Origin of the sequence: Streptomyces sp. 3330, from assembly GCF_031456635.1 — a bacterium.
Classification (GTDB): Bacteria; Actinomycetota; Actinomycetes; order Streptomycetales; family Streptomycetaceae; genus Streptomyces.
Genome location: NZ_JAVDVA010000010.1, coordinates 187897 through 214098 on the forward strand (window position 1 = coordinate 187897; position 26202 = coordinate 214098).

Sequence of the window (26202 nt, forward strand, 5' to 3'; positions counted from 1 at the left end):
CCTATGTTGCTTGTGCGGGTGTACGGGTGGTCTGTGTCTGTTCGCTTACGGGAACGGGAGGCGGCGGCGCGGGCGGGGCCGGTGGCCGGTGCGCGACCGTCCGGCAGTCGCCGAAGCTGGCGCGCAGCCGGGTCAGCAAGGCGATCAGGCGGCCGACCTCGGCGTCGGTCCAGTCGCCGAGCCGTTCGGCCAGCAGCTCGGTGCTCCGGCGGGACAGCTCGACGAGCATCGCGTGGCCCTCGGGCGTGAGGTGCAGGATGCGGGAGCGCTTGTCCGCCGGGTCGGGGGAGCGTTCGATCCAGCCCCGGTCGGCGAGATGCGCGGCATGTCGGCTGGTCACGGACATGTCGACGGCGAGCAGCTCGGAGAGAGCGCTCATGCGCATGTCGCCATGGCTGCCGAGGAGCGCCAGCACCCCGGCCGAGCCGGCGGAGCAGTCGGGCGGCAGGATCCGCCCGAGGTCACGCTTCACGGCCCCGACGGCAGTGAGCTGACGCGCCAGCTCCTCGTACTGCGCCTGCCCGGCCATCACACCTCCCGTTTTGTTGCTTAGGGCAACCATAGAAGCGGTTGGTTGCTGCAGGCAAATAAAACCGTCGTGAGGCCCGCAAAAAGTTGGCAAAGGCAAGTATTGCGACGGTAAATGTCCAGGTGGGGGCGTTGCGGGCCCTGGACCGGCGCGCGTGATCGGCTCCGGTCGGGTCGGGGCGGGGCGGGTCGGCGCTGACGGCGGTGCTTGTCGCCGTCGTCGCCGTGGGCACCCGCGGGAGCCGGGTGGGGTGGTCGGGCGGGAGGGGCGGACGGGTTGAGGCGGCCAAGTGGCCGGTCGCTCCGGTGGGTTCCGGCCGTGCGGAGTCCCACCCCCACTTGGGCCGCCCCGCGCGTTTTCGCTAGTGTCTCGGCCCATGGCTAACACGCAGGGCCCCCAGGGCAACCACGACCCCGCCGGCAGCACCCAGATGTTCCGCGCGTTCGTCGACGACGGCGCCCCCCGGGCCGCCCAGCCGGCCCCCACCCAGTCCGGCCCCCGCATCGGCCTGATCGTCGGCATCGTCGCCGCGGTCGTGATCGTCGCGGCGGTCGCCTGGCTGGCGCTGAAGTAACCGCGGACCGCACCGGACGGGGCGACCGGCGAGCGGGCGGCCGGGTGACGGCGTGACCGGACGCCTCGACCGCCGTGCGTCACCGCGACGTCGGCGCGCCCTCCCCCGTCGCTCCGCCCGTCCGGCGCCGCCCGCTCACTCCCACCGGACCGACACGTCCCGCGTCTCGATGTGCATGCCCAGCGGCACGCGCCACGCGTCGACGCAGACCGTCCAGGTCTTCTCCTTGCGCGCCCCCGCGGCGATCGGCGTGGGGAGCGCGGCCGTCGACTCGCGCGTCGCCCAGTCGATGCCGAGCGAGTCGATGACATGGGTGCCGAAGGTGACCGTGCCGGAACGCACCGCGGTGCCACCGGAGTTGCGGAGGACGAGAGTCACGTCCTCGCACCAGCGCTGATCCGTGCCCGCTCGGACGGGATCGCTCACGGCCAGCGAGGCCGGTTCCGGCGGGGTGCTCGGCGGAGCCGTGGGCGCCGGCGAGGGCGAGCCCGGCGACGTACCGCCTGCGGAGCCCGCGGAGCTCCCCGCGGTGCCGCCTTCTGCACCCGAGGAGCCCGACGAGCCCGACGAGCCGGGGACACCCGAGGTGGCGGTCTGCGGGGCGTCGGATCCGGCACCACCGGCCCTACTGCCACCACCACCGCCACCGGCCGTGGCGTCTCCCGTGGCGCCCTGGGAGTCCTGTCCGGCCGTTTCTCCGGCCGGGGATCCCGGGCCGCCGGGCCGCCCCGCGGGAGGGCCGCTCGCGTCGTCCAGCGGGACGAGCCGTACCCCGTCCGTCGGATCGGCCGAGCCGCCCGTCCGCGGGTCCGGGAACGCCGTGTCGCCCGCTCCGCCGATGGCGACGTAACCGCCCGTGGGCCCGTCTCCCCCGCAGGCGGCCGACAGACCCGCCGCCAGCACGACGGCGGCCGCCGACGCGCCCCATACGGCGCCCCGGCGGCCACGTGCCCGTGTCGGACTTCGCATCGCGTCAGTGTCGCTGACGCTCCGTCAGGAGGGAAGCCCCCCGTTCCGGGTCCGTCAGTCGGAGATCAGTCCCTCGCGCAGCTGCGCCAGGGTCCGGGTCAGCAGGCGGGAGACGTGCATCTGGGAGATGCCGACCTCCTCGCCGATCTGGGACTGGGTCATGTTGGCGAAGAAGCGCAGCATGATGATCCGGCGCTCGCGGGGCGGGAGCTTGGCCAGCAGCGGCTTCAGCGACTCGCGGTACTCCACGCCCTCCAGGGCCGTGTCCTCGTAGCCGAGGCGGTCGGCCAGGGAACCCTCGCCGCCGTCGTCCTCCGGGGCCGGGGAGTCCAGCGAGGAGGCCGTGTAGGCGTTGCCGACCGCGAGGCCGTCGACGACGTCCTCCTCGGACACGCCCAGGACCGCGGCGAGTTCGGAGACGGTCGGCGAGCGGTCCAGCTTCTGGGAGAGCTCGTCGCTGGCCTTGGTGAGGGCCAGGCGCAGCTCCTGCAGGCGGCGCGGGACGCGCACCGACCACGAGGTGTCGCGGAAGAAGCGCTTGATCTCGCCCACGACCGTCGGCATGGCGAACGTCGGGAACTCCACGCCCCGTTCGCAGTCGAAGCGGTCGATCGCCTTGATCAGGCCGATGGTGCCGACCTGGACGATGTCCTCCATCGGTTCGTTGCGCGAGCGGAAGCGGGCCGCCGCGTAACGCACGAGGGGGAGGTTGAGCTCGATGAGGGTGTCCCGGACGTACATGCGCTCGGGGCTGTCCTCGGCGAGGGTGGCCAGTCGCAGGAACAGGGAGCGGGACAGGGTGCGGGTGTCGATGGCCCCTGTGGTCGTGAGTGCCGGGGCCGGAGCGGCCTCGGGGGCCGTGACGTCGTCGAGCACGTCGAGCACGGCGGGCTCGACGGGCGCGCTTGGCGCGGACTCGCTCTTTGTGAGCGTGAGCACCTCGGAGCTGCCCTGATCTGCGGACATGCCACCCCCTTTGGGTCGCGGGACGGTCGCGGCGAACATTCCCGCCTGAGGAACGTCAGCCTTCACCTGAATACCGGAGCCGAAGCCCCGGCAAACGCGCTTCCGGCAGAATGTCACATGTCGGCAACACGCTGTAGTGACATGTCGACATGTGAGTGACGAAACAGCCCTGGAAAGAGGGGGTCTGACGGCATTTCAGCGCAGATCTGTCGGGAAGGGGTCAGGTGAGCGATTCGCTCTCAGCGGTGACGTCTCGCTCACGCTTCCGAGCCCTGATCGAGTGACGTGCCCTGCGGCTCCCGGTTCATGCCTCGATGCGGTTCGCCGAGCGGAGCCGCTGGAAGCTGCGCGCGAGCAGCCGGGACACGTGCATCTGGGAGACGCCGAGTTCCGCGCTGATCTGGGACTGCGTGAGGTTGCTGTAGTAGCGCAGCAGGAGGATGCGCTGCTCGCGCTCGGGGAGTTGGACCAGGAGGTGGCGCACGAGGTCGCGGTGCTCCACGCCGTCCAGTGCCGGATCCTCGTAGCCGAGGCGGTCCAGCAGGCCCGGCAGGCCGTCGCCCTCCTGGGCCGCCTCCAGGGAGGTGGCGTGGTACGAGCGGCCCGCCTCGATGCAGGAGAGCACCTCGTCCTCGCCGATGCGCAGCCGTTCGGCGATCTCGGCCGTCGTCGGGGTGCGGCCGAAGGCGGTGGTCAGGTCCTCGGTCGCGCTGTTGACCTGCACCCACAACTCGTGCAGCCGGCGCGGCACGTGGACCGTGCGGACGTTGTCGCGGAAGTACCGCTTGATCTCCCCGATGACCGTCGGCATGGCGAACGTCGGGAACTGCACGCCCCGCTCCGGGTCGAAGCGGTCGATGGCGTTGATCAGGCCGATGGTGCCGACCTGGACGACGTCCTCCATCGGCTCGTTGCGGGAACGGAAGCGGGCCGCCGCGTAGCGTACGAGCGGGAGGTTGGCCTCGATGAGCGCCCCGCGCACCCGGTTGTGCTCCGGCGTGCCCGGCTGGAGCTCCTTGAGCTCGCCGAAGAGCAGCTGGGTCAGCGCCCGGGTGTCGGCGCCCCGGCGCCGCTCGGGCGGCTGGGCGGCTTCCCCGGGGGCTTCCGTGGGGGCTTCCGGGACGGCTTCCAGGGCAGGCGCGGGGGCGGGTGCCGGGGGTGCCTCTTCCTGAGGCGGCGCAGTACTGGCCGACACGGTCAACGCCACCTCTTCGTCAGGTCAACATCGGTCAACTCATCCGTCAAAAGCGGTCATAGCATCACAAGACATGTGCACTGTGTGCAAGCACCCCATAACGCCGTGTTGAGGGAGAAGTTGAGCCACGCACCCTGATCCCGGGCATGCGAAAGGCCCCCCGCTGTGCCGGCGGAGGGTTCCTGACTGCCGGGAGAGGCTGCCGTGAACGGCGGCTCAGAACGCGTAGTCGGCGACCACCCAGGTGGCGAACTCGCGCCACAGGGCGACGCCCGCCTGGTGGGCCGGGTGCTCGATGTACCGCTTCAGGGCGTCCGCGTCCTCGACCGCCGAGTTGATCGCGAAGTCGTAGGCGATGGGCCGGTCGCTGATGTTCCAGCCCAGCTCCCAGAAGCGCAGCTCCTCGATCCGGTCGCCGAGGGCCCGGAAGGCCGCCTCGCCCTGTACGACCCGGGGGTCGTCGCGCTCGACGCCCTCGTTGAGCTTGAAGAGGACCAGGTGGCGGATCATGTGCACTCCCCGTGCGAGCTATTCGGCCCCGTCGGCGAGCCAGGTGAAGAAGTCGCCGATGGCCTTGGCGGCGTCCGATATGCCCTGGAAGCCTATCTGGACGTAGTCGGCCGCCTTCGCCGGGTCTGTGATGATCACGTAGAGCACGAAGACCACGAGTACGTAGACGGCGATCTTCTTGGCGTTCACCGCCACCTGGCCTCCCCTGTACGGCCCACCCGGGCCCTGTTGACGGCGGCGAGTGTAACCGTAAGTGCGATTTTCACACCGCTTTTGAACGTCCCCGGCGCGTTCGTGAACCGTTCGCGGGTCCTCGTCCGATGAGGGGGTGAACGCCGGGCGCGTCGCCGGGCGGAGTGGAAAAGGGGAAGGGGAGGGGAATGCTGGGACTGCTCGATCCGCTGGCCGTCGTCCCGATGGTCCTGGTGACGGTGCTGTGCGCGGCGGCGTTGCTCGACTGCGTCCGTACCGCCGGGGAGCGCGTCCGGTACGTGCCGAAGCCGCTCTGGCTGCTCTTCATGCTCAGCGCCCCGGTCGTCGGCGGCCTCGCCTGGGTGTACGTGGGCAAGCGGCCCGAGCCGCGCGAGAGCCCGGAGACACGACGACCGGAGACGCGACGAAGGGCCCGACTCGCCGAGCCGGACCCTTCGCACAGAAGCGGTAGCGGAGGGATTTGAACCCTCGGTGACTTGCGCCACACTCGCTTTCGAGGCGAGCTCCTTCGGCCGCTCGGACACGCTACCGAGGGAGACCTTACAGCAAGGCGGGCCCCGGTTTGAAATCGGTATCCGGGGGGAGCTCAGCGGTCGCGGAAGAACTCGGTGAGGAGCCCCGCGCATTCCTCGGCGAGGACGCCTTCGACGACCTCGGGGCGGTGGTTGAGCCGTCGGTCGCGGACGACGTCCCAGAGGGAGCCGGCCGCGCCCCCCTTGTCGTCACGGGCGCCGTAGACGACGCGGTCCACCCGGGACTGCACGAGCGCGCCCGCGCACATCGTGCACGGTTCGAGGGTCACGACGAGCGTGCAGCCGGTCAGCCGCCACTCGCCCAGCGCTGCGGCCGCCCGCCGGACGGCGAGCACCTCCGCGTGGGCCGTCGGATCGCCGCCCGCCTCCCGTTCGTTGTGGCCCCTGGCGAGCACCGTCGTGCCGTCCGGGGCCAGCACGACGGCGCCGACCGGGACGTCTCCGTCCCGGGCGGCCAGCCGTGCCTCGTCCAGGGCGAGCCGCATCGGGGCCCGCCAGCGGTCGCGTACGGGATCCGGCGCCGCTCCCGGTGCGGTCAGCGGACGGTCTCCAGGACCTCCGAGGCGCCCAGGGCGTCGGCGATCTCGGTGACGGCGTCCGTGGACAGCGACCTCAGCTCCTTCTCGCCGACGCCGAGGTCGTCGAGAATGCCGGCGTCGCCGACCGGTCCGTGCGGCACGGCCTCGGCCGAGCTGCCGTTCACGGTGGCGACGGCACCCTCGTCCTCGTCGTCCTCGTCCTCGTTCTCACCGTCCTCGGTGCCGTCGAGGTCGAGGGCGTCCAGGTCGTCGTCGTCACCCGGGTCCCTTCCGAGCAGCTCGTCGGTGAGGAGGATCTCGCCGTACGAACTGCGGGCGGCTGCGGCGGCGTCGGAGACGAAGATGCGAGGGTCCTCCTCGCCGTCGATGCGGACGACCCCGAACCAGGAGTCCTCCTGCTCGATCAGCACGAGCACCGTGTCGTCGTCGGGCGAGGCCTCCCGGGCCAGGTCGGCGAGATCCGACAGGGTCTCCACATCGTCGAGCTCTGTGTCGCTCGCTTCCCACCCGTCTTCGGTGCGCGCGAGCAGTGCGGCGAAGTACACCGTGACTCTCCCACTGGTCTTAGGCGTGCCGGTTGGGGGTCCCCCCGGCGGAGGTTGCGGGCGGAGAGAGCTCAGCTCCGAGCCCCACCCACTCGGAATCGTGGCAGAAACAAGGCGTCCAGGGGACGTCTTCGGCTCCCTGTGTCCGGTGGTTTTGATCGCACGCCCATGAGTACGTCCATGAGCACGTACACGAGACGTCCGTCGAGTGGCTCACCGGCGCTCTCGTTGCCGCCACCAGCGGATCGTACGCGGCTTTCCCGTGCCGCCACGCACGCCCACCCCACGCGCCACCCGTGACGGTGGCGATCTTCCCCGTATGCCCCAAGTCCCGTACGGCCGCGGCTACCAGCGGAAGGTGCGCATGCGCATCGCGTGGCGCAGGCGGGCGGTCTTGGCGCGTCGCGGCTGGACCCGGTCGCGCAGTTCGCGGGCCTCGGCCAGCTCGCGCAGAAACCGGGCGCGGCGCCTGCGGCGTTCCGCGTCGGTCTCGTCCGGCCGCGCCTTCTCCGGCGAGTCGTTGTCGGGCAGGTTGGGCAGCTCAGGCATCAGCACACCACTTCGGGTACCCCGGTCCTTCTCCTTACCTGTCACCCACTTTCCCTCCGACGGGCGGTTTGACGCCAGCCAACGGCCCAATCCGAGGCCAAGCCGAGGGGGAGAGCTTCACCGTGAGTGGGGACGCCGGGCGGGTTCGGCCCGGTTACTGTTGTGGACATGCGTCTCCACGTCGTCGACCACCCCCTGGTCGCCCACAAGCTCACCACGCTGCGCGACCAGCGCACGGACTCCGCGACCTTCCGCCGGCTGGCCGACGAACTGGTCACCCTGCTCGCCTACGAGGCCACGCGTGACGTGCGCACCGAGCAGGTCGACATCAAGACGCCGGTCTCCCCGACCACCGGCGTGAAGCTCTCCCACCCGCGCCCGCTGGTCGTGCCGATCCTGCGTGCGGGCCTCGGCATGCTGGACGGCATGATGCGGCTGCTGCCGACCGCCGAGGTCGGCTTCATGGGCATGATCCGCAACGAGGAGACGCTCGAGGCGTCCACGTACGCCACGCGCATGCCGGAGAACCTCCTCGGCCGCCAGGTGTACGTCCTGGACCCGATGCTGGCCACCGGCGGCACCCTGGTCGCCGCGATCCGCGAGCTGATCCGGCGCGGCGCCGACGACGTGACGGCCGTGGTGCTGCTCGCTGCCCCCGAGGGCGTGGAGCTCATGGAGCGCGAGCTCGCGGGCACCCCGGTCACCGTCGTCACGGCGGCGGTCGACGACCACCTCAACGAGCTGGGTTACATCGTCCCGGGCCTGGGCGACGCGGGCGACCGGCTGTACGGCGCGGCCGAATAGCCCGTCGGGCCGCACCGGCGCAACCGCCCCGGACGGCCCGACGCCGAGCCGGATACCGGCCTCGGCGGGGCGGAACCGGCCTCGGCGGGGCGGAACCGGCCTCGGCGGGGCGGAACCGGCCTCGGCGGGGCGGAACCGGCCTCGGCGGGGCGAGGCGCCTGTCGCGTCAGAAGCGGCGACCGGTGGGCGGCAGGGCGGCGGAGGGCCGCTGCTAGCAGCCCTTCTTCGTGGACGCCGTCGGCTGCGGCTCGGCCAGGGCCGTCAGTGCCTTGACCGAGGCCGTCGGGCTGGTCAGCGCCTTGAACTGGTTGCCGATGATCAGGTCGACGGCCGTGCCCTTGCGGGCGGCGTCGGTACGGCGTTCGGCGGTGGTGAGCTGGGTGGCGAGCACCGGCAGCGAGGTGTTCAGCGAGGCCGCGGGGCCGAGCAGTATCCCGGTGCCGGTGACCTTCTTGTCGTACAGCTTGTCGGCGTTGCCCACCTCGCCGATCTTGAAGCCACGTTTCCTCAGCTCGTCCGCGGTGGTCTTCGCGAGACCGCTGCGGGTCGTGGCGTTGAAGACGTTCACGGTGATCTGCGCGGGCTTGGGCGCCGTGCCGGACGCGAGGGCGGCGGCGGACGCGGAGGCCGCGGGGCTCGCCTTGGTCGCCTTCGTCGAGCAGCCGGTCCCGGCGGCCGTGGCCGTCCCTCCGCCGCCCGTGAAGACGTCGATGAGCTGGAGGGTGCCCCAGCCGGCCACGCCGAGCACGGCGCCGCAGGCGACGACCACCACGACCATCCTGCCGCGGCGTCGGTGGGGGCGCATGCGGGGGTATTTGTCCCCCGTGATCCGGTACTTGCCGCCCATGCCGGGGGGAGTCAGCATGCTCATGAGCGCAGCGTAGTGCGCCCGGGCGGCCGTGACGAATAAACGATCATCTGACACTGCTCGGGGCGCGGGAAAGCACCCGAAAGGGTCAACCGGAGGGTCGGCCCGAGTCGGGGCGGGGGCGCCGGCCGGGGGCTCGGCGGGGGGTCAGTCCAGCTCGAGCACGCGCGCGTGGAGGACCTGCCGCTGCTGGAGTGCCGCCCGCACCGCGCGGTGCAGTCCGTCCTCCAGGTACAGGTCGCCCTGCCACTTCACGACGTGCGCGAAGAGGTCGCCGTAGAACGTGGAGTCCTCCGCGAGCAGGGTTTCCAGGTCGAGCTGCTGCTTGGTGGTCACCAGCTGATCGAGGCGGACCGGGCGCGGCGCGACGTCCGCCCACTGCCGGGTGCTTTCCCGGCCGTGGTCGGGGTACGGCCGGCCGTTTCCGATGCGCTTGAAGATCACACGGAAAGCCTACCGGTCCAGACGTTCCGGGCGCAGCCATGGAGACGGAGTGCGGCGTTGGAAAAGACGTGATGAACAGGGGTAAAACGGAACGAGGGCCGGTCGATGAGTGGGTCGACGAGCGCCGCTGACATCGGCGCCGGGTACGCCTTCGCGGGGCTCGCGCTCCCCCTGGGTGCGCTGCTGTGGGACGGGGCGTGTCCGCCCGAGGTGCCCGTCCGTACCCCTTGTCCCCCCAGCCCGCGCTGAACAGGCGCCGACGGGTCACGGGCGCGACCGGCACCGGGAGGACCAGGACGCTTCAGCTGATCGCCGAGCGGCTCTCGGCGCAGGGCGGGCCGGTGTCCTCGCCGACGCCAAGGGCGATCTGTCCGGGGTCTCGGCGCCCGGGGAGGCGAGCGACCGGGTGCGGGCGGGCGGCGGAAGAGGGGGGCCGGCAGCCGCATCTCGGCTGATTCGCTCGAAAGGGGTCGGCGTGTTCTTCGTCACGCAGGCGCGAGGGGCGTACCCGGTGACGTCCTCGCCCGGCTCGGCGACCGGAAGGGGCTGCGCCCCGTTGCCGGTGGCCGCGACCTGGCCGCGGGCCCCGCGTCGCTGACGGGGCCGGTCGGCGGCGCCGCTCTCCACCGGGCGGGGCGGGAGTCCCCGCAGCACGAGCGGTATGCACAGGCTGTGGACAGAGGATCCGTGTGCGAGAAGCCGGCGGCCCGTCCCGCCGAGCGGCCGGACCGAGCGGCCGGAGCCGCCCCGGGAGGTCCGGGAGGCCGGGGAGGCGCGAAGCAGGGGGGCGACGCGGGGGATGGAGGCCGGCGAGGCGGGCACGGCGACACGGACGAGCGGGGCGCCGGGGACGGGGACCGGCGGCCGGCTGGGAGCGCTCGGCCGGGGGCAGGTCGTCGGCAGTGCCGTCTTCAGGTCGCCGGCCCGGTCCGGCGGCACGCGGATCGGCCGCGGGATCACCCGCTCGCTCTTCGGTACGGCCCGGCGGAGGCGGCAGTCCCGCCTCCGCCGACCGGTCAGCGGTCCCGATGCTCCGCGGACTGCTGCGGTTTCGCTTCCTTCACCTGCGGTTTCGCTGTGCTGCGCGCGGCCTCGGCGCGCAGCAGGGCGCGCAGGATCGCATACGGGTCTGTGGGCATGACTCTTTCCCTCGCATGTTCCTTGCGTGAGCGTGATCGCCGTACGGGCGGGCCTGGGAACGGCGTCCGTCAGCAGCGCAGGACCACGGTGCGCAGAGCGTGCAGGGCGTACGACGGCCGGTGCGGCGCGGGGCGCGGCCGGTCCGCGGGGACGCCGGGCGCCGGGGCCGGGAGGACCGCGGGGCGCAGCGGGGCGGCGGGGCGGTGGGCGCAGGGGGCGGGCCGCAGCGCCGTGTCGAGGACGTCGTACTCGGCGAGTTCGGCGGCGGCGACGGGCGGCGCCGCGACGTCGGCGGCCGCGCCCGGCACCAGCAGGGCGAGCAGCAGCACGAGCGTCCGCAGCCAGGTGCGGCTGCGGGGGAGGCGTGCTGCGGGGCTCATGAGAGGTCATCTCCCCGCGACACGCCCCGGGTTCAGCATGCCGGGGGTCGGATCCGCCCGTTCGGCCGACAACCGGCTCACACGGTGTGCGGCACCTGGCGGGCCCGGCTCCGGATGCGCAGCGCGGTGACGATCTCGACGGCGCCGACGGCCACCAGCCAGACACCGGCGACGAGGGTGAGGACGCCGACCGACTCGAAGGGGGCGTCGATCAGGACGATCCCGGCGACGAAGGTGACGATCCCGAGGAAGATCTGCCAGCCCCGGGCGGGCATGGTGCTGTCGTGGGCGGCGGCCAGGATCTGGGTGACGCCCCGGATCAGCCACCCGATGCCGATCCACAGCGCGAGCAGCAGGGTCGACTGCATCGGGCCGCGGAAGCAGAACAGGCCCAGCACGAGCGACAGGGCGCCGCTGAGGAAGGCGAGGACGCGCAGCGAGGTGGCCCTGTGGGTGCCGAAGGCGGACGCCAGCTGGAAGATCCCGCTGATCACCAGGTAGAGGCCGAAGAGGATGCCGGCGGCGAAGAGCGAGGCGCCCGGCCAGACCAGCACCAGGACGCCGAGGATCAGGGAGGCGACGCCGGTGAGCAGCACGATCTGCCAGGCGGCGCGGGAGAGGGCGTGCAGGGGGCCCTCGAAGGGCGGCTCGGGCTCGTGGTCGTACCGCTGCTCGCGCGCGGGGCGCCGGCTGTGGACCTTGCGGTCGTCGTACTCCGGGCCCCAGGAGGAGCCGGTCGGTGGCTCGGTCATGTCCCCAGCTGAGACCGGGCGGCGGTGGCCCGCCACCCGGGCGGGCCACCCGACTTACCCGCTGCCGCCCGGTGGTCCCGTCCGCCTTCCTCGCTACCGCCCGGCGGTCCCGTCCGCCTTCCTCGCCTTCTCGGCTTTCTCCGCCTTGGCCGCGGCCTTCATCTCCTGCTTGTGCGCCCGGACCTTCGTCAGCGACTCCGGGCCGGTGATGTCGGCGACGGACCGGAAGGACTTCGGCTCGCCGTAGGCGCCGGCCGCCTCCCGCCAGCCGGTGGGCCGCACACCGAGCTGCTTGCCCAGCAGCGCGAGGAAGATCTGGGCCTTCTGCCTGCCGAAGCCGGGCAGTTCCTGGAGCCGCCGGAGGAGTTCCTTGCCGCTGTCCACGTTTTTCCAGACGGCGCCGGCGTCCCCGTCGTAGTGCTCGACGAGGTACTGGCAGAGCTGCTGGACGCGCTTGGCCATGGAGCCGGGGTAGCGGTGCACGGCCGGCTTCTCGGAGAGCAGTGCGGCGAAGGCCTCCGGGTCCTGGGCGGCGATGTCGTGCGCGTCCAGGTCGTCGGCGCCGAGCCGGTCGGCGATCGTGCGGGGTCCCTTGAACGCCCACTCCATCGGAACCTGCTGGTCCAGCAGCATCCCGACCAGCGCGGCGAGCGGCGACCGCCCGAGGAGCTCGTCGGCCTCGGGGTCCTGGGAGAGGTGAAGGGTGACGTCCATGCGTCGATGATCCCGCCTGGCTCGTCAGCTCGCGCGCCAGTACCCCAGCGCGTGCAGCCGCTCCTTGGGGACGCCCAGCTCCTTGCGCAGGTGGGTCGCCAGCGTCCTGGTGGTGCGGGTGTCGCAGGCGATCCAGACGTACGGGTCGGGGCCGGCCGTCAGCAGGGCGGGCAGTTCGGCCTTCACCCGCTCGACGAGGTGGGCGCCCGAGTCCACCCGGGGCACGTGCCGTATCTCGTGGCGTGCGGGGTCGGTCCGGAAGGGGAGGCCGTCAGGGCCGTCGGGCGAGCCCTCGAACCAGACGGTCGCCGGGGCGGAGCCGAGCGCCCCCTCGCCGTCGCCGAGCAGGGAGTTGATGGCGGGCAGGGAGGCCGGGTCGCCGATCACGAGGACGTGCGAGGGGGCCGGGGCGGGCGGTGCGAAGCCGGTGCCCTGGACGGTCGCCTCGACGGTGTCGCCGGGCCGTGCCGCCCGCGCCCAGTCGCCGGCCGCGCCCTCGTGCAGCGCGAACTCCAGGGCGAAGACGCCGGCCGCCGGGTCGGGGTCGACCAGGGTGTAGGCCCGCTGGTGCGGCCGGCCCGCGTTCTCGAACCACAGCCGGATCCACATCGTCGGGTGGACGCCGGTGGCGGCCAGCAGCCCGCCGTCCGTCAGGCGCAGCCGCCGGTAGTCGGCGGTGACCTCCTCCGCCCCCGTGACCGTGAGCGTGAAGTCCTTCGCGCGCATCAGTCTGAGGACCGTGCCCTCCCAGCCCCGCCCCTGCGCCATGGCTTCTCCACCCCTCGCGTACGATTTCCGCACAATCTACTTAGGCAAGGCTAACCTAAAGCACAAAGGGGCCCGAGGGTGACCACCGAGATCTACCGCGACGCCTGGGGCGTTCCGCATCTGCGCGCCGACAGCGCCCGCGCCCTCGCCCGCCTCCAGGGATCGGTCACCGCCCGCGACCGCGCCTGGCAACTGGAGGTCGAACGGCACCGGGCGCGCGGCACTTCGGCGTCCTTCCTCGGCTCCGAGGCCCTCCCCTGGGACCGCTTCGTGCGCCGCGCCCGCCTCGACGACACGGCGAGACGCTGCTTCGACGAGCTCGCGGCACGGGACCCGGAGACGGCCGACTGGGTCCGGGCCTACGTCGACGGCGTCAACGAGGGCCTGGCCGCCTGCGCAGCCCCCGAGTTCACCCGGGTCGGCCTCGCGCCCGGCCGCTGGGAACCCTGGACCCCGCTCGCCGTCTGGCTGGCCACGCACATCCTGTTCGCCGGGTTCCCCGCCAAGCTGTGGCGCGAGGAGGCCGCCCGGCACCTCGGCCCGGAGGCGGTCGCCCTGTTCGCGACCGACGGACCCGGCACCTCCGGCAGCAACGGCTGGCTGGTGGACGGGGCGCGGACGGTCACCGGACAGGCGGTCATCGCCGGCGACCCGCACCGCTTCATCGAGGACCCCGGCGTCTACCAGCAGATCCGCCTGGCCTGCGACGAGTTCGACGTCGTCGGGCTCGCCGTCCCCGGCGTCCCCGGCATCGCCCACTTCGGCCACACCGGCACGGTCGCCTGGGCCATCACCAACGCCATGGCCGACTACCAGGACCTCTATCGCGAACGGCTGCGCCGCACCGGCGCGGGCGTCGAGGCGCTCGGCCCGGACGGCGCCTGGCGGCGGGTCGCCCGGCACACCGAACTCGTACGGGTGGCGGGCGAGGAGACCGTCGAGGTGGAGGTGCTGGAGACCGAGCGGGGCCCGGTGATCGCGGGCGGCCCGGAAGGCCTCGACGACGGCACCCCGCTCGCCCTGAGCCTGCGCCACCCGCCCCGCGTCACCGCCGACCTGGGCTTCGGGGCGCTCCTCCCGCTGCTGCGGGCCCGCCGGGTCGCCGACGTGGACCGTGCCGTCGACCTCTGGGTCGAGCCCGTCAACGTCGTCCAGGCAGCCGACACCGAGGGCGGCCTGCTGCACCGGGTCGCGGGCCGGGTGCCGCTGCGCGCCGAGGTGAACGGCACCCGGCTGGTGCCCGCCTGGGAACCCGGCCACGAGTGGACCGGCTGGCGGGAGATGCCCCGCGCGGGACTGACCGACGGCGTCGCGGTGATGGCCAACCAGCGGGGCCCCGCCGCGCCGCTGGGCGTCGAGTTCGCCCCGCGGCACCGCGCCGACCGCATCCGGGCGCTGCTCGGGGAACGCCGGCGCTGGTCGGCCTCCGACATGCCGGCCATCCACACGGACACCCACCTGGGCTCCGCCGCGCCGCTGCTGGACCGGCTGGCCGCCCTCGACGGCCTGAGCGGCCCGGCCGCCGCGCTGCGCGACCGGCTGCTGCGCTGGGACCGCCGGATGGACGCCGACAGCCAGGACGCGGCACGGTTCGCGGCCGTCCGCGGCGCCCTGGTCCGGCGACTCTCCGCCCACCCGGCCTTCGCGGCCCTCACGACGCCGCCCGCCTACCCGGAGGTCTTCCTCCCCTGGCTGGCCCTCCTCCCGCGCATCGGCTTCGCCCTCGAACACCTCCTGCGCGCCGAGGAGCTGTACGGCGTCGACCGGGCGGCGCTCGTGCGGGAGGCCGTCGAAGAGGTCGCCGGCCTGCCCGCCGCCCGCTGGGGCGACACCCACCGCCTGGCGCCCTGGCAGGCGCTGCCCGACCCCGGGCGGCAGGCCCCGGCCCTCGCCGGCGACCACGACTGCGTGCTGTGCACCTCGGCCGTGCCCGGCTGGACCGACCTCGCCGCGCGGGGCCCGGCCGCCCGTTACGTGTGGGACCTGGCCCGCCGCGAGGACAGTCTGTGGGTCGTCCCGTTCGGCGCGTCCGGCCTGCCCGACCATCCCCACCACCACGACCAGCTCCCCCTGTGGCTCCGGGGCGAACTGGCCCCGGTCGTCACCGACTGGGCACTGCTGACGAAGGAGAGCGACGATGAGTGACCGCCAGGACGCCCGGCACGTCCGGAACGCCTATGTGCACGAGCAGGTGGCCGACGGGTTCGGGACCCTCGGCATCCGGCCGCTCGACGCCGAGGGCGACGCGGACGTCGTCCACGGCTGGGTGAACGAGGAGCGGGCCGCGTTCTGGGGCATGAACGGCCTGACACGGGACCAGGTCGCCGAGATCTACGCCCATCTGGCCGGCCTCGACACCCATCACGCCTTCCTGACCGAGCTGGACGGAGAACCGGTCGCCCTCCTCCAGACCTACGAGCCGACCGAGGACCGGGTCGGCGCGTGCTACCCGGTCGAGCCCGGGGACATCGGCGTCCATGTGCTCATCGCACCGCCCGGCGGGCGCGGGGCGCGGCCGGGCTGGTCGGCGGCGCTGATGGGGGCGTTCGCCTCGTACGTCCTGGTCGGCCTGGGGCGGTCGCGGGTCGTGGTGGACCCCGACGTGCGCAACGAGAAGGCGGTCGCCCGCTTCCTCCGGCAGGGCTTCGAACCGGGTCCGGTCGTCACCCTGCCGGAGATCGACCTGCCGGACGTGTACCTGCCGGAGAAGAAGGCGCAACTGGCTTTCCTGCGCCGGGAGGTAGCGTTCCCCGGGTGACCTCACCGCTCACCCCCGAAGACCTCGTCGCGCACTACGGCCTGGAGCCCATCCCCCGCGAGGGAGGCCTGTTCCGCCGTACCTGGGCGGGACCGGAGGGGCTGGACGGCCGCCCCGCCGGATCCGCGATCGTCGCGCTGCTCACCGCCGACGACTTCTCGGCCCTGCACCGCCTGCCCACCGACGAGGTCTGGCACTTCTACCTCGGCGACCCGCTCACGCTGCTGCTGCTCGCCCCCGACGGCGCCTCCCGTACGGAGGTGCTCGGCCCGGACGTCCTCGGCGGGCAGCAGCCGCAGCTCACCGTGCCCGCGGGCACCTGGATGGGCGCGCGGGTGGCCGCCGGGGGCGCCTGGACCTTCTTCGGCTGCACGATGGCCCCCGGCTTCACCTACGGGGACTACGAACACGGCGACGCGGCCGACCTCACGGCGCGGCATCCGGACCGGGCCGCCCTCATCGCGGACCTGTGCCGTCCATGACGTTGCTGGCGGGCCGGGTGGCCCTGATCACGGGTGCGGGCGGCGGCATCGGGCGCGGCATCGCGCTGCGGTTCGCCCAGGAGGGCGCGGCGGTGGCGCTGCACTGCCGCACGGGGACCGGGGCGGCCCACGCCCTCGCCGGGAGGATCGCCGACGAGGCCGGCGCGCGGGCCGTCGTCCTGGCCGGGGCCGACCTGACGGTCGAGGACGAGTGCCGCGCGGTGGTGGCGCAGGCCGCCGAGTGGGGCGGCGGGCGCCTCGACGCGCTGGTGAACAACGCGGGCGTACAGCCGGTGCGGGACCTGCCCACGATGTCGGCGGCCGACTGGCGCGCGGTCGTGGACACCAACCTGACCAGCGTGTTCGCCTGCACGCGGGCGGCGGCCGAGGTGATGCGGGAGCGAGGGGGCAGCGTCACCCACATCGCCTCCGTGGAAGCGGCGAGACCCGCTCCGGGGCACGCGCACTACGCCGCCTCCAAGGCGGCCGTCGTGGTGCACGCGCGGGCGGCGGCCCAGGAGTACGGGCCGTACGGCATCCGCGTGAACACCGTCTCGCCCGGGCTGATCGACCGGGAGGGGCTGGCCGAGGCATGGCCCGAGGGAGTGCGGCGGTGGCGGTCGGCGGTCGCGGTCGGCCGCCTGGGCCGCCCCGAGGACGTCGGCGACGCCTGCGTCTTCCTGGCCTCGCCGCTCGCGTCCTGGATCACCGGCCACGACCTGGTGGTGGACGGCGGGGCGTCGGCGCGGCCGTCGTGGTGAACCGGACGTCCCGTGCATGCGTACGTATCCCCGAGCACACGAGTCTCGAGTCCCAGGCAAGGCGGAGCGGTGACGTGAGCGAAGGGCGAGATGGCGGACGACACGGTGGTGGGCGATCCCGCGGCGGGGGACACGGCGGCGGCCGGCGGAGGCTTCAAGGGCTGGTGCTGCTGGGCGCCGTGCTGGTCCTGCTCGTCCTCGGCGGCGGCCCGGCCTCCGCGCACGCGGCCCTCCGCGGGGCCGACCCCGCTGACGGAAGCGTCGTCAAGACGGCTCCCCGCTCCATCACCCTCACCTTCACCGAGTCCGTAGGACTGCTCGACGACTCCTTCCGCGTCTTCGACCCCGACAACCGGCGGGTCGACACGGGCGAGGCGCGGCACGCGGACGGGCGCGCCGACACCGCGCGGATCAAGCTCCCCTCGGGGCTCGGAACCGGCACGTTCACGGTGGCCTGGCGCGTGGTCTCGGCGGACAGCCATCCGATCGCCGGCGCCTTCACCTTCTCCGTGGGCACACCGTCCGCGACCCCGCCGGCCCTGCCCGGCACCTCCGTGGAGAACCCGGCCACCGGCGGCCTCTTCAACATAGGCCGCTACGCCGCCTATCTGGCCGCGGCGCTCCTCATCGGCACGGCCGCCCTCGTCGCCGTCTGCCGTCCGCCGGACGTCCGGCCGCTGCGCGGGCTGCTGCTGGCCGGCTGGTGGGGGCTCGTGGGGTCGACGGTGTTCCTGCTGCTGCTCCGCGGCCCCTACGAGACCGGCGCGGGGCCCGCGCAGGCCCTGGATCCGTCGGGGCTGGCCCGCACGCTGGGCACCCGGCCGGGCCTGGCCCTGGTGGCACGCCTCGGGCTGCTCGCGGCGGCCGCGGCCTTTCTGCTGTGGCAGCGCAAGGCCCTGCGGGAGGGGAGGCAGCCGTCCCGCGCGGCCCTGTCGACCGGCGCCGCGCTGGCCGTCGGCCTGGCCCTGACCTGGGCGGCCGCCGAACACGCGTCGGCCGGTATCCAGGTCCCGGCGGCGATGACGTCCACGGTGCTGCACCTGCTGGCGATGGCGGTCTGGCTGGGCGGTCTGGCGGCCCTGCTCACCCTGTTCCACCGCGCGTCCGTCCCGTCGCGCGTGGTCGGCCGCTTCTCGCAGCTGGTGGGTCTCGCGGTGACCGTCCTCGTCGTGACGGGCGTCTACCAGTCCTGGCGGGGCCTCGGCTCGGTCTCCGCGCTGACGGACACCACCTATGGGCGGGTCCTGCTGGCCAAGCTGGCCGCGGTGACGCTGCTGCTGCTGGCGGGGGCCCGCTCACGGCGGACGGTGACAAGGGAAAGGACGGCGAGGAACGTGACGGTGGAGGCACCCGCGGAGACGGGGGAGAGGGAGGCGCGGGAGACGCGGGTTCCGGAGCCGGTGGGCGGCCGGGCGGACGGCACGGCGGAGAGCCGGGTGGAAGGCCGGGCGGAGAGCCGGGTGGAAGGCCGGGCGGACGGCACGGGCGACGCTCCGGTGGACGGCCGGGCGGCCCCCGGGAAGCCCCGGCCCCCGGCCGGCGCGGCCCTCACCCCGGCCGAGGACGCCCAGCGCCGGGCGCTGCGCCGCTCGGTGCTGGCCGAGGTCGTCGTCTCCGTCGTCGTCCTCGTCTTCACGACCGTCCTGACGGGCACCCTGCCGGGCCGGGCGGCGGCCGAGGCGGCGACGGCGGAACAGTCCGCCGGGCTGCCCGTGGCGTCGGTGACCGACATCCCCTTCACCATCGGCTCCGGGGACCCCGGTGTCCGCGGCGTCAGCGGCAAGGTCCAGGTCACCCTCGATCCGGGCCGGGTCGGCGACAACGGCCTCCAGGCGGTGGTCTACGGCCCCGACGGCGGCTTCGTCAGCATTCCCGAGCTGCGGGTCTCCTTCAGCCTGCCCGGCCAGGACATCGGCCCGCTCGACGCCAAGGTCACCGACCGGGGCGGCTACTGGGCCGCCGACGCGGTCAACCTGCCGCTGCCCGGCGCCTGGGAGATGAAGGTGACGGTACGGGTGTCGGAGACCGACCAGGTGAGCGAGTCGAAGCCGGTGGAGATCGTGCGCTGAGCCGGCCGGGCCGCGGGCCGTCCCCGGCGGGGACGGCCGGTCAGCGCGCCGGGTCGGGAGTGGCGTGCCGGGCCGCGAGGGCACGTTCCTCCTCCTCCAGCCGGCGGGAGCACCGGGCGTCCGGATCGTAGGCGACGGCCGTGCTCACACAGGTGCAGAACACCTGGGCGTCGCGGGTGACGCGGCTGGTCACGCGGAAGGTCGAGCGGCGCAGGTCGCCGATGGTCGTGGTGATGGTGACCGGCTCCGGCTGCAGGACGAGGGGTTGCGTGTAGTCGAGCTCGTGGCGTGCGTAGACGAACCTCGGGCGGATCTCCTGCCCGGGCAGTCCGGGACGCAGGTAGAACATGTCGATGTGGGCGTCCTGGATCATCTCCAGCAGCCGGACGTTGTTCACGTGGTTCATGGAGTCCAGGTCGCTCATGCGTACCTGGCGGAGATAGAGGTGCGGTCGGCAGTCCGGCGCCTCGGGGGGCGTGCGCGCGGTGTCGGTCAGGCGGATGTCGGACGCCAGGGCGTGGGTCAGGGTCAAGGTGTCACTCCTCGGAACAGCGGAACAGGGGCCCGGCCTCCCGCCGGTACGCGGTACCGGTGCCGGTGCCGGGGCTGCGGGGCCTGCGGGTCTACAGGGCCCGCTCGATCAGGTCGGCCGCGGCTCCCGCCCCGCCGGCCGCCGCGATCTCCCGGCGCATGGCGGACACGCCCGCGCGGATGTCCCGGTCGGACGAGACCCTCAGGACGGCCTCGCGCAGCGCTTCGGGGGTGACGCTCTCGCGCGGCAGGTGGACGCCCAGCCGGAGGCGTTCGATCCGGTCGGCGTTGACCCGCTGCTCGGCCATCTGCGGGACGGCCACCAACGGGACGCCGTAGTGCAGGGCCTCCATCGTGCCGCCCATCCCGGCGTGGGTGACGAAGGCGTCCGCGTGCGCGAGCACGGCCAGCTGGGGCACGTGGGGATGGACCTCGACGTTGTCCGGCAGCGGCCCCAGCCCGTCCGGCGGGACGGCGCCGACGGACATGACCACGTGCCAGGGCAGCTCGGCGAACGCCTGCACGCAGGACCGGTAGAACTCCGGCCGCCGGGTGAACTGGGAGCCCAGCGAGACCAGCAGGACGGGCACGTCCGGCCGCGGCGGCTGCCAGGACCCCTGGTAGGAGCGGTCCCCGAGCGCCGGCCCGACGTAGGCGACGGTCCGGGCCGCGACCGTGTCCGCCCTGCGCTGGAAGGACCGGGGGAAGAACGCGACGGCGTGCTCGGGCCGTACGAGGTCCAGGATCCGCGCGGTGTCGATCCCCTGGTCGGCGAAGGCGGCCGCCAGCCGCCCGAAGCCCGGCAGCTGCGGGAGGCCGGGAACGCCGAAGAACTCGGGGACGATGCCGTCGTAGGCGAGATGGGTGGGCGACGCCACGACGGTCGGCACCTGCCACCGCGCCCCCAGCAGCAGGCCCGCGAAGGCGTAGATGTCGCACAGCACCAGGTCCGGGCGGTCCTTGCCGAACGCCCGGGTCAGAGCGGGCAGGGCCGCCAGCGCCACCTCGACGACCCGGGCGAACCCCTCGCCCATGTCCTCCGGCGCGTCCGAGCCGTCCCCCGCGTCGGGGTAGAGCACGGGCTCGGCCCCGGCCGCCTTCACCTGGTGCATGAAGTCCTCGGTGACGGCGTAACTGACCCGGTGCCCCCGTCGGACGAGCTCCTCGACGACCCCCAGGGTCGGGTTCACGTGCCCGTGCATCGGGACGTTGAACACGGCGATGTGCGCGGGATTCGGATGAGTACCAGGCACGACACACAACTCCTGTCCGGCACGGAGCCGGGGCGGGGGATTCGGGAACGGGGCGCCCGAACGGCGGACGCGGAGTCCCGATTAAAGGCGCACGGACACCGCTCCCGACCGCAAACCTGCGGCAGTGTCACCCCATCAGGGAGCCTCCACGGCAGCGCGTTGACACCTGCGGAACCCCGGAGAGGTACCCGGCGCGGCGGCAGGTGACGCGGCGGACGTGACCGCCGGTCCGATCGGCCGTTGGGGGTACAGGACGTCGTCCGCCAGCAGCCGGCCCACGACAGGACCGGCCCACGACACGGACGGCCCACGACAGGAGCAGTCTCATGCCCGGATCGCATCTGCCCTTGATGGAAGAGGGGATGGCCCGCTGGCCGTTCGGCCCGCCCAACGCCGGGATCGCCCTGGATCTCGCGGGCGCCCCACCGGCCCTGGACGAGCTGCGGGCGCTGGTGGAGGAACGCTGGAAGGCGCTGCCCCGGCTCACCCAGACGCTGGTCGCCCCCGGCGGCGCACGGCCGGGCCTGGCCTGGTGGACCGGCCGGCACCGCTGGGCGCGGCGGGACGGCCACGACCTGGCCCAGCAGGTCGACAGCGCGGACCTCACCCTCCGGGACGCGGTCCGGCAGTGGTTCCACACCCCGTTCCCCGCCGACCGGCCGCCATGGAGCCTGCATCTGCTGCGCGGGGCGACGGAGGGGGAGTTCTCGCTGCTGTTCCGGATGCACCACAGCCTTCTCGACGGCCGTTCCCTGACGACCCTGCTGCGCGCCCTGCTCGACGACGGCCGGCCGCTGGACGGCGCCGCGTCCCTCGCGGTGCCCGGCCCCCGGCGCCGCACGGTCCGTCCCGGCCCGACGGGGGGCGGCCCGCCTGGCCTGCTGACCACGGGCCGCGCGGTGCCGCTGCCGCACCGGGGCGCGCGGGAGCCCGCGTACACCGTCGTGCGGCTGCGCGCCGACGTCCTGCGGGCCGCGCGGGGGGCCGGTTCCCCGGCCGGAGACGGCTCCGCCCGCCCGGCGACCACCAACGAGGTGTTCCTGGCGACGGTCTCCGGGGTCCTGCGCGCCCGCCTGGCGGCCTCGGACGCCGGTTCCGCCGCGGCCCCCGCCGCCGGCGGCGGGGACCGGGACCCGGCTGCCCGGCAGGTGTGGCTGTCGGTCCCGGTCGACGAACGGCCGGACGACTGCGGTGAATTCCTCGGCAACGCGTTCGCCAACGTCCGCGTCCCCGCGCCGGTGGACCTCGGTGACCCGGCGGCCCGCCTGACCGCCTGCGCCGGCCTGCTGACCACCGTGACCCGGCCCCGCCGCACCGCCGAGAAACTGGTCGAGGGCACGCTCGCCGCGGTCCCCGGGGCGACCCTGGCACTGGCCGGCGGGAAGATCTTCGCGCCCGCCTACGCACCGGCCGCCTGCTCCTACGTCCACCTGCGCGAGCAGGGCCGGACGCTCGCCGGACGACCGCTGCGGCACCTCACGATCGTCCCCATGGTGCCCCCGGCCGACACGGCCACCTTCGCGCTGGGCGGCTGCGCCGAGGGCCACACGCTGAGCGTCGCCACCAACTCGGGCAGTCAGGACGCCGGACTGCTGGCGAAGGCGTTCCTCGACGAGCTGACGCTGCTCGCCGAAGGGGCCCGCTGACCGCCGGCTCCGCACATGTCGAAGGGCCCCACAGCGAACGGTGGGGCCCTTCGGCATGCGCGGTACCGGGTCGGTGCGTGGCCGCCGGCTGCGGGGCGACCGGCACCGGCCGGGGCTAGCTCGCCTGGCGTCGAGCCCCGCCCGTGCCCGAGAGGGGTGCCTGCGCATCCTCGATCAGGAAGATCTCGTCCTCCCCGAAGTCCGGGGCCTGGAAGGGGTTGGTCGCCGGAGGCGGCGATGCCGCGGTGGCATAGCGAGTCGCCCCTTCCGGAGCGGAGAACAGCGAGGTCGGTTCGATGAGAGGTCTCCCATTCGTTACAGGGCCGCGAACGGACCTGGCGTGCCGTGACCGGGCACAGCGGTCCTACAGCTTGCTCATCTTCGTGTACGGGCTCAGGATCCGCATTTGCGCAGAACCGAAATCCACGAGTGCCGCGATTCCGTCCTCGATGCCGATCACACGGCCGAGGCCGTACATGTCGTGCGTGACCTGGTCGCCCACCTCGAAGTGCTTGGGAGACGGCGCGGCCGGGGCCTTGAAGGGACTGGTGGGCAAGTAACGCTTCGGTGCCGATGGCTTTGTCATTGCCTCCAGTATGGGCCTGCACGGGCCACTCGTAGCGGCCCTCTTTCTCCGCCGTTCGTCACAGACCCGGACGGCGATGATCCCCTCGGCCGGACCGTGGGCTGCCGCGCGCCCCTGACCTGGGGATTAGCCGGTGCCCCGGAGGAAGCGCCCGGCGGACCCCACCACAGACCGTTACCTTCGGAAGCGGCTTCGCCCCAGTTGGTCGCGAGGCCCGGAAGGCTTCACGACGGCAGGCGGGTCCGTGACGGCGCCGGAGCGGAGGGCGGGGTGGTCAACGTCGAAGGGCCCCACCGCGAACGGTGGGGCCCTTCGACTTCGTGCCCGGTGAGGCACTGGCGGAGGATACGAGATTCGAACTCGTGAGGGGTTGCCCCCAACACGCTTTCCAAGCGTGCGCCCTAGGCCACTAGGCGAATCCTCCGCGGCAAACAATACAAGACGTTGAGGAGTGCTCGCGAACTCGTTCCCCCCGCTCGGATCCTGTAGCCTGTGCGCAGCCCCTCACGCGGCGCTATCTGACTGAACTCCCCCAGGGCCGGAAGGCAGCAAGGGTAGGTCGGCTCTGGCGGGTGCGTGGGGGGCGCTTGCGTTCGCGGCGGGGGCCGGAGCCCGGATCCGCGCGCGGGACCCGATGTCAGCGGTCGCCTATAACCTCGTATGCGTGTCGTCTCTCGCGCTGTACCGCCGCTATCGCCCGGAGTCGTTCGCCGAGGTCATCGGGCAGGAGCATGTCACCAGCCCGTTGCAGCAGGCGCTGCGGAACAACCGGGTCAATCACGCGTACCTGTTCAGCGGGCCGCGTGGGTGCGGGAAGACCACCAGCGCGCGGATCCTGGCCAGGTGCCTGAACTGCGAGCAGGGGCCCACGCCGACCCCGTGCGGGGAGTGCGAGTCGTGCAAGGACCTCGCCAGGAACGGCCCGGGGTCCATCGACGTCATCGAGATCGACGCGGCTTCGCACGGCGGTGTGGACGACGCCCGTGACCTGCGCGAGAAGGCCTTCTTCGGGCCCGCCCGCAGTCGCTACAAGATCTACATCATCGACGAGGCCCACATGGTCACGCCGGCCGGCTTCAACGCCCTGCTCAAGGTCGTCGAGGAGCCGCCGGAGCATCTGAAGTTCATCTTCGCGACCACCGAGCCCGAGAAGGTCATCGGGACCATCCGGTCGCGGACCCACCACTACCCGTTCCGGCTCGTGCCGCCGGGCACCCTGCGGGACTACCTCGGCGAGGTCTGCGGGCAGGAGGGCATCCCCGTCGAGGAGGGTGTGCTGCCGCTCGTCGTGCGCTCCGGCGCGGGTTCCGTGCGTGACTCCATGTCCGTCATGGACCAGCTGCTCGCAGGCGCGAGCGACGCGGGTGTGACGTACGCCATGGCCACCTCCCTGCTCGGCTACACGGACAGCTCGCTGCTCGACTCCGTCGTCGAGGCCTTCGCGACCGGTGACGGCGCCGCCGCCTTCGAGGTGGTCGACCGGATCATCGAGGGGGGCAACGACCCCCGCCGCTTCGTCGCCGACCTGCTGGAGCGGCTCCGGGACCTCGTCATCCTCGCCGCCGTGCCGGACGCGGCGGACAAGGGGCTCATCGACGCCCCCGCCGACGTGATCGAGCGGATGCAGGCCCAGGCCGGGGTCTTCGGCGCCGCGGAGCTGAGCCGCGCCGCCGACCTCGTCAACGAGGGGCTGACCGAGATGCGGGGCGCCACCTCGCCCCGTCTCCAGCTCGAGCTGATCTGCGCGCGCGTGATGCTGCCCGCCGCCTACGGCGACGAACGCTCCGTGATGGCCCGCCTCGACCGCATCGAGCGTGGCGTGAACTTCTCGCCGGGCGGCGCGGTGCAGGGCGCGCCCGCGATGCCGGCGATGCCGGCGATGGGGTACGTGCCGGGGCCCGAGGCGCACGGCGGCGCCCCCATGGCCGGGGGAGCGCCGATCCCGCCCGGCGGCGGGGCGGCGGCGGCCCGCGCAGCGGTGCGGGGTCCGGGGCCGGGTCAGGGACCCGTCCCGGGGCAGGCGCCGGACCGGCCGGCCGCGCCCGCCGCGCCCGCCGCGCCCGCGGCCGTCGCCCAGCCACAGGCCGCCCCGCCCGCGGCCGCCCCGGTCCACCACGCCCCGGCTCCCGCTCCCGCGGCGGCCTCCGCCCCGCCGGTGGAGGAGCCGCCGGCCGCGGGCCCGCCGGCGCCTGCCCAGCCCGCCCCCGGCGCCTGGCCCACGGCCACCGCGGCGGGCAGCGGACGCCGCCCCGGCGGCTGGCCCACGGCCGCGCCCGCGGGCGGCGGCGGCAGGCCTCCGGCGGCCCCGGCCCCCGCTCCCGCCGCCTCGGCCGGTCCCCCGGCCCCCACTCCGGCAGCGGCCCCCGCTCCCGGGCCCGGCGCGTACGCGCCCCCTTCCGGCGGCCTCGACCCGCGCGCGCTCTGGCCGAACATCCTCGAGGCGGTCAAGAACCGCCGTCGCTTCACCTGGATCCTGCTCAGCCAGAACGCCCACGTGGCGGGCTTCGACGGCACGACCCTCCAGTTGGGCTTCGTGAACTCCGGCGCCCGCGACAACTTCACGAGCAGCGGCAGCGAGGACGTGCTGCGGCAGGCGCTGGCCGAGCAGTTCAGCGTGCAGTGGAAGATCGACGCGGTCGTCGACCCGTCCGGCGGCTCGGGGCCCCCGCCGGCCGGCGGCTTCGGTGGCGGCGGAGGCGGTGCGCCCGGCGGCTACGGCAGCCCCGGGGGACACCACAGCCCCGGCGGTGGCTACGGCGGGGGCGGCGGTCCGGCGGCCCCGTCGGGCGGTGCCCCCGCCCAGCACGGGCCGCCGTCGACATCGGCGTCGGCCCACGCCCACGCGGCGCCCGCCCCGGCACCGCCCGGACCGCCCGCCCCCGAACCGGTGGCCCCCGAGGACGACACCCCGGAGGACGACGACCCCGACCTCAACGAGTCGGCCCTCTCCGGGTACGAACTGATCGTGCGCGAGCTCGGGGCGACGGTGGTGGAGGAGTTCACCAACGAGTAGGGGCGCAGCCGACGCTCGACGGTGCCCCTCCCCGGCGGCGGCCCCGCGCCCGCCGCTTGGAGGAACGCACGACATCCCCGTCCCCGTGCTTTCGGAAGCCCGCACAAGGCG

General features: G+C 73.7%; 29 protein-coding genes, 2 tRNA genes, 1 other RNA gene and 1 pseudogene. 12 read left to right on the top strand and 21 right to left on the bottom strand.

Going from position 1 to position 26202, the window contains the following annotated elements:
* Window position 1 precedes the first annotated feature (1 nt).
* On the bottom strand, window positions 2-529 hold the full coding sequence (locus tag J2X68_RS18985) for a MarR family transcriptional regulator (protein ID WP_310433729.1): 528 nt from the start codon (window positions 527-529) through the stop codon (window positions 2-4).
* Window positions 530-905: 376 nt separating this feature from the next.
* Between J2X68_RS18985 and J2X68_RS18990 the strand changes: the two genes are divergently transcribed.
* Window positions 906-1103: a hypothetical protein gene (locus tag J2X68_RS18990; protein ID WP_054242212.1), complete on the top strand. Its 198-nt coding sequence runs from the start codon at window positions 906-908 to the stop codon at window positions 1101-1103.
* Window positions 1104-1238: 135 nt separating this feature from the next.
* On the opposite strand, the gene J2X68_RS18995 is transcribed toward J2X68_RS18990, so the two are convergent.
* From J2X68_RS18995 to J2X68_RS19015, 5 genes are all read right to left on the bottom strand, one after another.
* On the bottom strand, window positions 1239-2072 hold the full coding sequence (locus J2X68_RS18995; RefSeq protein ID WP_310433730.1) for a hypothetical protein: 834 nt from the start codon (window positions 2070-2072) through the stop codon (window positions 1239-1241).
* A 54-nt stretch (window positions 2073-2126) separates the two neighbouring features.
* On the bottom strand, window positions 2127-3038 hold the full coding sequence (locus tag J2X68_RS19000; RefSeq protein ID WP_310433731.1) for an RNA polymerase sigma factor SigF: 912 nt from the start codon (window positions 3036-3038) through the stop codon (window positions 2127-2129).
* Between the two features lie 304 nt (window positions 3039-3342).
* A complete protein-coding gene (locus J2X68_RS19005; protein ID WP_310433732.1) occupies window positions 3343-4233 on the bottom strand; it encodes an RNA polymerase sigma factor SigF in 891 nt (296 codons plus the stop codon).
* Between the two features lie 216 nt (window positions 4234-4449).
* Window positions 4450-4743, bottom strand: a complete 294-nt coding sequence (locus J2X68_RS19010; protein ID WP_310433733.1) for a Dabb family protein — start codon at window positions 4741-4743, stop codon at window positions 4450-4452.
* A gap of 18 nt (window positions 4744-4761) precedes the next feature.
* Window positions 4762-4938, bottom strand: coding sequence for a hypothetical protein (locus J2X68_RS19015; RefSeq protein WP_199876160.1), 177 nt, complete (start codon window positions 4936-4938; stop codon window positions 4762-4764).
* Between the two features lie 185 nt (window positions 4939-5123).
* Here J2X68_RS19015 and J2X68_RS19020 point away from each other — a divergent pair, with 185 nt between their 5' ends.
* Window positions 5124-5420: a PLD nuclease N-terminal domain-containing protein gene (locus J2X68_RS19020; RefSeq protein WP_310433734.1), complete on the top strand. Its 297-nt coding sequence runs from the start codon at window positions 5124-5126 to the stop codon at window positions 5418-5420.
* On the opposite strand, the gene J2X68_RS19025 is transcribed toward J2X68_RS19020, so the two are convergent.
* The 4 genes from J2X68_RS19025 to J2X68_RS19040 form a co-directional block, all read right to left on the bottom strand.
* Window positions 5402-5486 (bottom strand) — tRNA-Ser (locus tag J2X68_RS19025). The two genes, J2X68_RS19020 and J2X68_RS19025, sit on opposite strands and share 19 nt — an antisense overlap.
* A 56-nt stretch (window positions 5487-5542) precedes the next feature.
* Window positions 5543-5974, bottom strand: coding sequence for a tRNA adenosine(34) deaminase TadA (tadA, locus tag J2X68_RS19030; protein ID WP_310433735.1), 432 nt, complete (start codon window positions 5972-5974; stop codon window positions 5543-5545).
* Between the two features lie 50 nt (window positions 5975-6024).
* A complete protein-coding gene (locus J2X68_RS19035; protein WP_310433736.1) occupies window positions 6025-6573 on the bottom strand; it encodes a hypothetical protein in 549 nt (182 codons plus the stop codon).
* Between the two features lie 345 nt (window positions 6574-6918).
* Entirely contained in the window at window positions 6919-7122 is a 204-nt protein-coding gene (locus J2X68_RS19040; RefSeq protein ID WP_310433737.1) for a hypothetical protein, read from the bottom strand.
* Window positions 7123-7290: 168 nt separating this feature from the next.
* On the opposite strand from J2X68_RS19040, the gene upp reads away from it, so the two are divergent.
* Window positions 7291-7926: a uracil phosphoribosyltransferase gene (upp, locus tag J2X68_RS19045; RefSeq protein WP_310433738.1), complete on the top strand. Its 636-nt coding sequence runs from the start codon at window positions 7291-7293 to the stop codon at window positions 7924-7926.
* Window positions 7927-8137: 211 nt separating this feature from the next.
* Here the strand turns inward: upp and J2X68_RS19050 are convergent, their stop codons facing one another.
* Both J2X68_RS19050 and J2X68_RS19055 read right to left on the bottom strand, forming a co-directional pair.
* A complete protein-coding gene (locus tag J2X68_RS19050; protein WP_310433804.1) occupies window positions 8138-8773 on the bottom strand; it encodes a LytR C-terminal domain-containing protein in 636 nt (211 codons plus the stop codon).
* Window positions 8774-8941: 168 nt separating this feature from the next.
* On the bottom strand, window positions 8942-9238 hold the full coding sequence (locus tag J2X68_RS19055; RefSeq protein ID WP_004943146.1) for a type II toxin-antitoxin system VapB family antitoxin: 297 nt from the start codon (window positions 9236-9238) through the stop codon (window positions 8942-8944).
* Between the two features lie 105 nt (window positions 9239-9343).
* Between J2X68_RS19055 and J2X68_RS19060 the strand changes: the two are divergent.
* A pseudogene (locus J2X68_RS19060) lies at window positions 9344-9650 on the top strand (helicase HerA-like domain-containing protein); the annotation flags it as partial.
* A 604-nt stretch (window positions 9651-10254) separates the two neighbouring features.
* Here J2X68_RS19060 and J2X68_RS19065 read toward each other — a convergent pair.
* The 5 genes from J2X68_RS19065 to J2X68_RS19085 form a co-directional block, all read right to left on the bottom strand.
* Window positions 10255-10377 carry a hypothetical protein gene (locus tag J2X68_RS19065; protein ID WP_310433740.1) on the bottom strand — a complete coding sequence of 41 codons (123 nt, stop codon included), beginning with the start codon at window positions 10375-10377 and terminating at the stop codon, window positions 10255-10257.
* Between the two features lie 69 nt (window positions 10378-10446).
* Window positions 10447-10758, bottom strand: a complete 312-nt coding sequence (locus J2X68_RS19070) for a hypothetical protein (protein ID WP_310433741.1) — start codon at window positions 10756-10758, stop codon at window positions 10447-10449.
* 77 nt (window positions 10759-10835) lie between these two features.
* Window positions 10836-11510: an HdeD family acid-resistance protein gene (locus J2X68_RS19075; RefSeq protein ID WP_310433742.1), complete on the bottom strand. Its 675-nt coding sequence runs from the start codon at window positions 11508-11510 to the stop codon at window positions 10836-10838.
* Window positions 11511-11603: 93 nt separating this feature from the next.
* Complete coding sequence (locus J2X68_RS19080) at window positions 11604-12224, bottom strand: HhH-GPD-type base excision DNA repair protein (RefSeq protein ID WP_310433743.1); 621 nt, start codon at window positions 12222-12224, stop codon at window positions 11604-11606.
* A 24-nt stretch (window positions 12225-12248) separates the two neighbouring features.
* A complete protein-coding gene (locus tag J2X68_RS19085; RefSeq protein ID WP_310433744.1) occupies window positions 12249-12992 on the bottom strand; it encodes a siderophore-interacting protein in 744 nt (247 codons plus the stop codon).
* Window positions 12993-13070: 78 nt separating this feature from the next.
* Here J2X68_RS19085 and J2X68_RS19090 point away from each other — a divergent pair, with 78 nt between their 5' ends.
* The 5 genes from J2X68_RS19090 (at window position 13071) to J2X68_RS19110 (ending at window position 19062) form a co-directional block, all read left to right on the top strand.
* A complete protein-coding gene (locus J2X68_RS19090; protein ID WP_310433745.1) occupies window positions 13071-15137 on the top strand; it encodes a penicillin acylase family protein in 2067 nt (688 codons plus the stop codon).
* Window positions 15130-15750: a GNAT family N-acetyltransferase gene (locus J2X68_RS19095; protein WP_310433746.1), complete on the top strand. Its 621-nt coding sequence runs from the start codon at window positions 15130-15132 to the stop codon at window positions 15748-15750. The genes J2X68_RS19090 and J2X68_RS19095 overlap by 8 nt, the downstream gene beginning before the upstream one ends.
* Entirely contained in the window at window positions 15747-16232 is a 486-nt protein-coding gene (locus J2X68_RS19100; protein WP_310433747.1) for a cupin domain-containing protein, read from the top strand. The genes J2X68_RS19095 and J2X68_RS19100 overlap by 4 nt, the downstream gene beginning before the upstream one ends.
* Window positions 16229-16993, top strand: a complete 765-nt coding sequence (locus J2X68_RS19105) for an SDR family oxidoreductase (protein ID WP_310433748.1) — start codon at window positions 16229-16231, stop codon at window positions 16991-16993. The genes J2X68_RS19100 and J2X68_RS19105 overlap by 4 nt, the downstream gene beginning before the upstream one ends.
* 164 nt (window positions 16994-17157) lie before the next feature.
* Window positions 17158-19062 carry a copper resistance protein CopC gene (locus J2X68_RS19110; RefSeq protein WP_310433749.1) on the top strand — a complete coding sequence of 635 codons (1905 nt, stop codon included), beginning with the start codon at window positions 17158-17160 and terminating at the stop codon, window positions 19060-19062.
* A gap of 40 nt (window positions 19063-19102) precedes the next feature.
* On the opposite strand, the gene J2X68_RS19115 is transcribed toward J2X68_RS19110, so the two are convergent.
* Both J2X68_RS19115 and J2X68_RS19120 read right to left on the bottom strand, forming a co-directional pair.
* On the bottom strand, window positions 19103-19594 hold the full coding sequence (locus J2X68_RS19115; RefSeq protein WP_310433750.1) for a thioesterase family protein: 492 nt from the start codon (window positions 19592-19594) through the stop codon (window positions 19103-19105).
* A 91-nt stretch (window positions 19595-19685) separates the two neighbouring features.
* Window positions 19686-20846 carry a macrolide family glycosyltransferase gene (locus tag J2X68_RS19120; RefSeq protein ID WP_310433751.1) on the bottom strand — a complete coding sequence of 387 codons (1161 nt, stop codon included), beginning with the start codon at window positions 20844-20846 and terminating at the stop codon, window positions 19686-19688.
* 326 nt (window positions 20847-21172) lie between these two features.
* Here J2X68_RS19120 and J2X68_RS19125 point away from each other — a divergent pair, with 326 nt between their 5' ends.
* Entirely contained in the window at window positions 21173-22492 is a 1320-nt protein-coding gene (locus tag J2X68_RS19125) for a wax ester/triacylglycerol synthase domain-containing protein (protein ID WP_310433752.1), read from the top strand.
* A gap of 364 nt (window positions 22493-22856) precedes the next feature.
* On the opposite strand, the gene J2X68_RS19130 is transcribed toward J2X68_RS19125, so the two are convergent.
* A complete protein-coding gene (locus tag J2X68_RS19130; RefSeq protein WP_028807083.1) occupies window positions 22857-23078 on the bottom strand; it encodes a hypothetical protein in 222 nt (73 codons plus the stop codon).
* A gap of 336 nt (window positions 23079-23414) precedes the next feature.
* Window positions 23415-23502, bottom strand: a tRNA-Ser gene (locus J2X68_RS19135).
* A gap of 71 nt (window positions 23503-23573) precedes the next feature.
* Here J2X68_RS19135 and ffs point away from each other — a divergent pair.
* Window positions 23574-23672, top strand: an RNA gene (ffs, locus tag J2X68_RS19140) — signal recognition particle sRNA small type.
* A 70-nt stretch (window positions 23673-23742) separates the two neighbouring features.
* A complete protein-coding gene (locus tag J2X68_RS19145) occupies window positions 23743-26091 on the top strand; it encodes a DNA polymerase III subunit gamma and tau (RefSeq protein ID WP_310433753.1) in 2349 nt (782 codons plus the stop codon).
* The last annotated feature ends 111 nt before the right edge of the window (window positions 26092-26202 follow it).

What these genes read in the sequence shown, in the direction of transcription:
- upp (WP_310433738.1), top strand. Translation starts at nt 7,291, where the DNA reads ATGCGTCTCCACGTCGTCGACCACCCCCTGGTCGCCCACAAGCTCACC.
- J2X68_RS19040 (WP_310433737.1), bottom strand. Translation starts at nt 7,122, where the DNA reads ATGCCTGAGCTGCCCAACCTGCCCGACAACGACTCGCCGGAGAAGGCG.
- J2X68_RS18985 (WP_310433729.1), bottom strand. Translation starts at nt 529, where the DNA reads ATGGCCGGGCAGGCGCAGTACGAGGAGCTGGCGCGTCAGCTCACTGCC.
- J2X68_RS19020 (WP_310433734.1), top strand. Translation starts at nt 5,124, where the DNA reads ATGCTGGGACTGCTCGATCCGCTGGCCGTCGTCCCGATGGTCCTGGTG.
- J2X68_RS19095 (WP_310433746.1), top strand. Translation starts at nt 15,130, where the DNA reads ATGAGTGACCGCCAGGACGCCCGGCACGTCCGGAACGCCTATGTGCAC.
- J2X68_RS19010 (WP_310433733.1), bottom strand. Translation starts at nt 4,743, where the DNA reads ATGATCCGCCACCTGGTCCTCTTCAAGCTCAACGAGGGCGTCGAGCGC.
- J2X68_RS19085 (WP_310433744.1), bottom strand. Translation starts at nt 12,992, where the DNA reads ATGGCGCAGGGGCGGGGCTGGGAGGGCACGGTCCTCAGACTGATGCGC.
- J2X68_RS19080 (WP_310433743.1), bottom strand. Translation starts at nt 12,224, where the DNA reads ATGGACGTCACCCTTCACCTCTCCCAGGACCCCGAGGCCGACGAGCTC.
- J2X68_RS18990 (WP_054242212.1), top strand. Translation starts at nt 906, where the DNA reads ATGGCTAACACGCAGGGCCCCCAGGGCAACCACGACCCCGCCGGCAGC.
- J2X68_RS19065 (WP_310433740.1), bottom strand. Translation starts at nt 10,377, where the DNA reads ATGCCCACAGACCCGTATGCGATCCTGCGCGCCCTGCTGCGCGCCGAG.
- J2X68_RS19125 (WP_310433752.1), top strand. Translation starts at nt 21,173, where the DNA reads ATGCCCGGATCGCATCTGCCCTTGATGGAAGAGGGGATGGCCCGCTGG.
- J2X68_RS19130 (WP_028807083.1), bottom strand. Translation starts at nt 23,078, where the DNA reads ATGACAAAGCCATCGGCACCGAAGCGTTACTTGCCCACCAGTCCCTTC.
- J2X68_RS19075 (WP_310433742.1), bottom strand. Translation starts at nt 11,510, where the DNA reads ATGACCGAGCCACCGACCGGCTCCTCCTGGGGCCCGGAGTACGACGAC.
- J2X68_RS19050 (WP_310433804.1), bottom strand. Translation starts at nt 8,773, where the DNA reads ATGGGCGGCAAGTACCGGATCACGGGGGACAAATACCCCCGCATGCGC.
- tadA (WP_310433735.1), bottom strand. Translation starts at nt 5,974, where the DNA reads ATGCGGCTCGCCCTGGACGAGGCACGGCTGGCCGCCCGGGACGGAGAC.
- J2X68_RS19000 (WP_310433731.1), bottom strand. Translation starts at nt 3,038, where the DNA reads ATGTCCGCAGATCAGGGCAGCTCCGAGGTGCTCACGCTCACAAAGAGC.
- J2X68_RS19070 (WP_310433741.1), bottom strand. Translation starts at nt 10,758, where the DNA reads ATGAGCCCCGCAGCACGCCTCCCCCGCAGCCGCACCTGGCTGCGGACG.
- J2X68_RS18995 (WP_310433730.1), bottom strand. Translation starts at nt 2,072, where the DNA reads ATGCGAAGTCCGACACGGGCACGTGGCCGCCGGGGCGCCGTATGGGGC.
- J2X68_RS19105 (WP_310433748.1), top strand. Translation starts at nt 16,229, where the DNA reads ATGACGTTGCTGGCGGGCCGGGTGGCCCTGATCACGGGTGCGGGCGGC.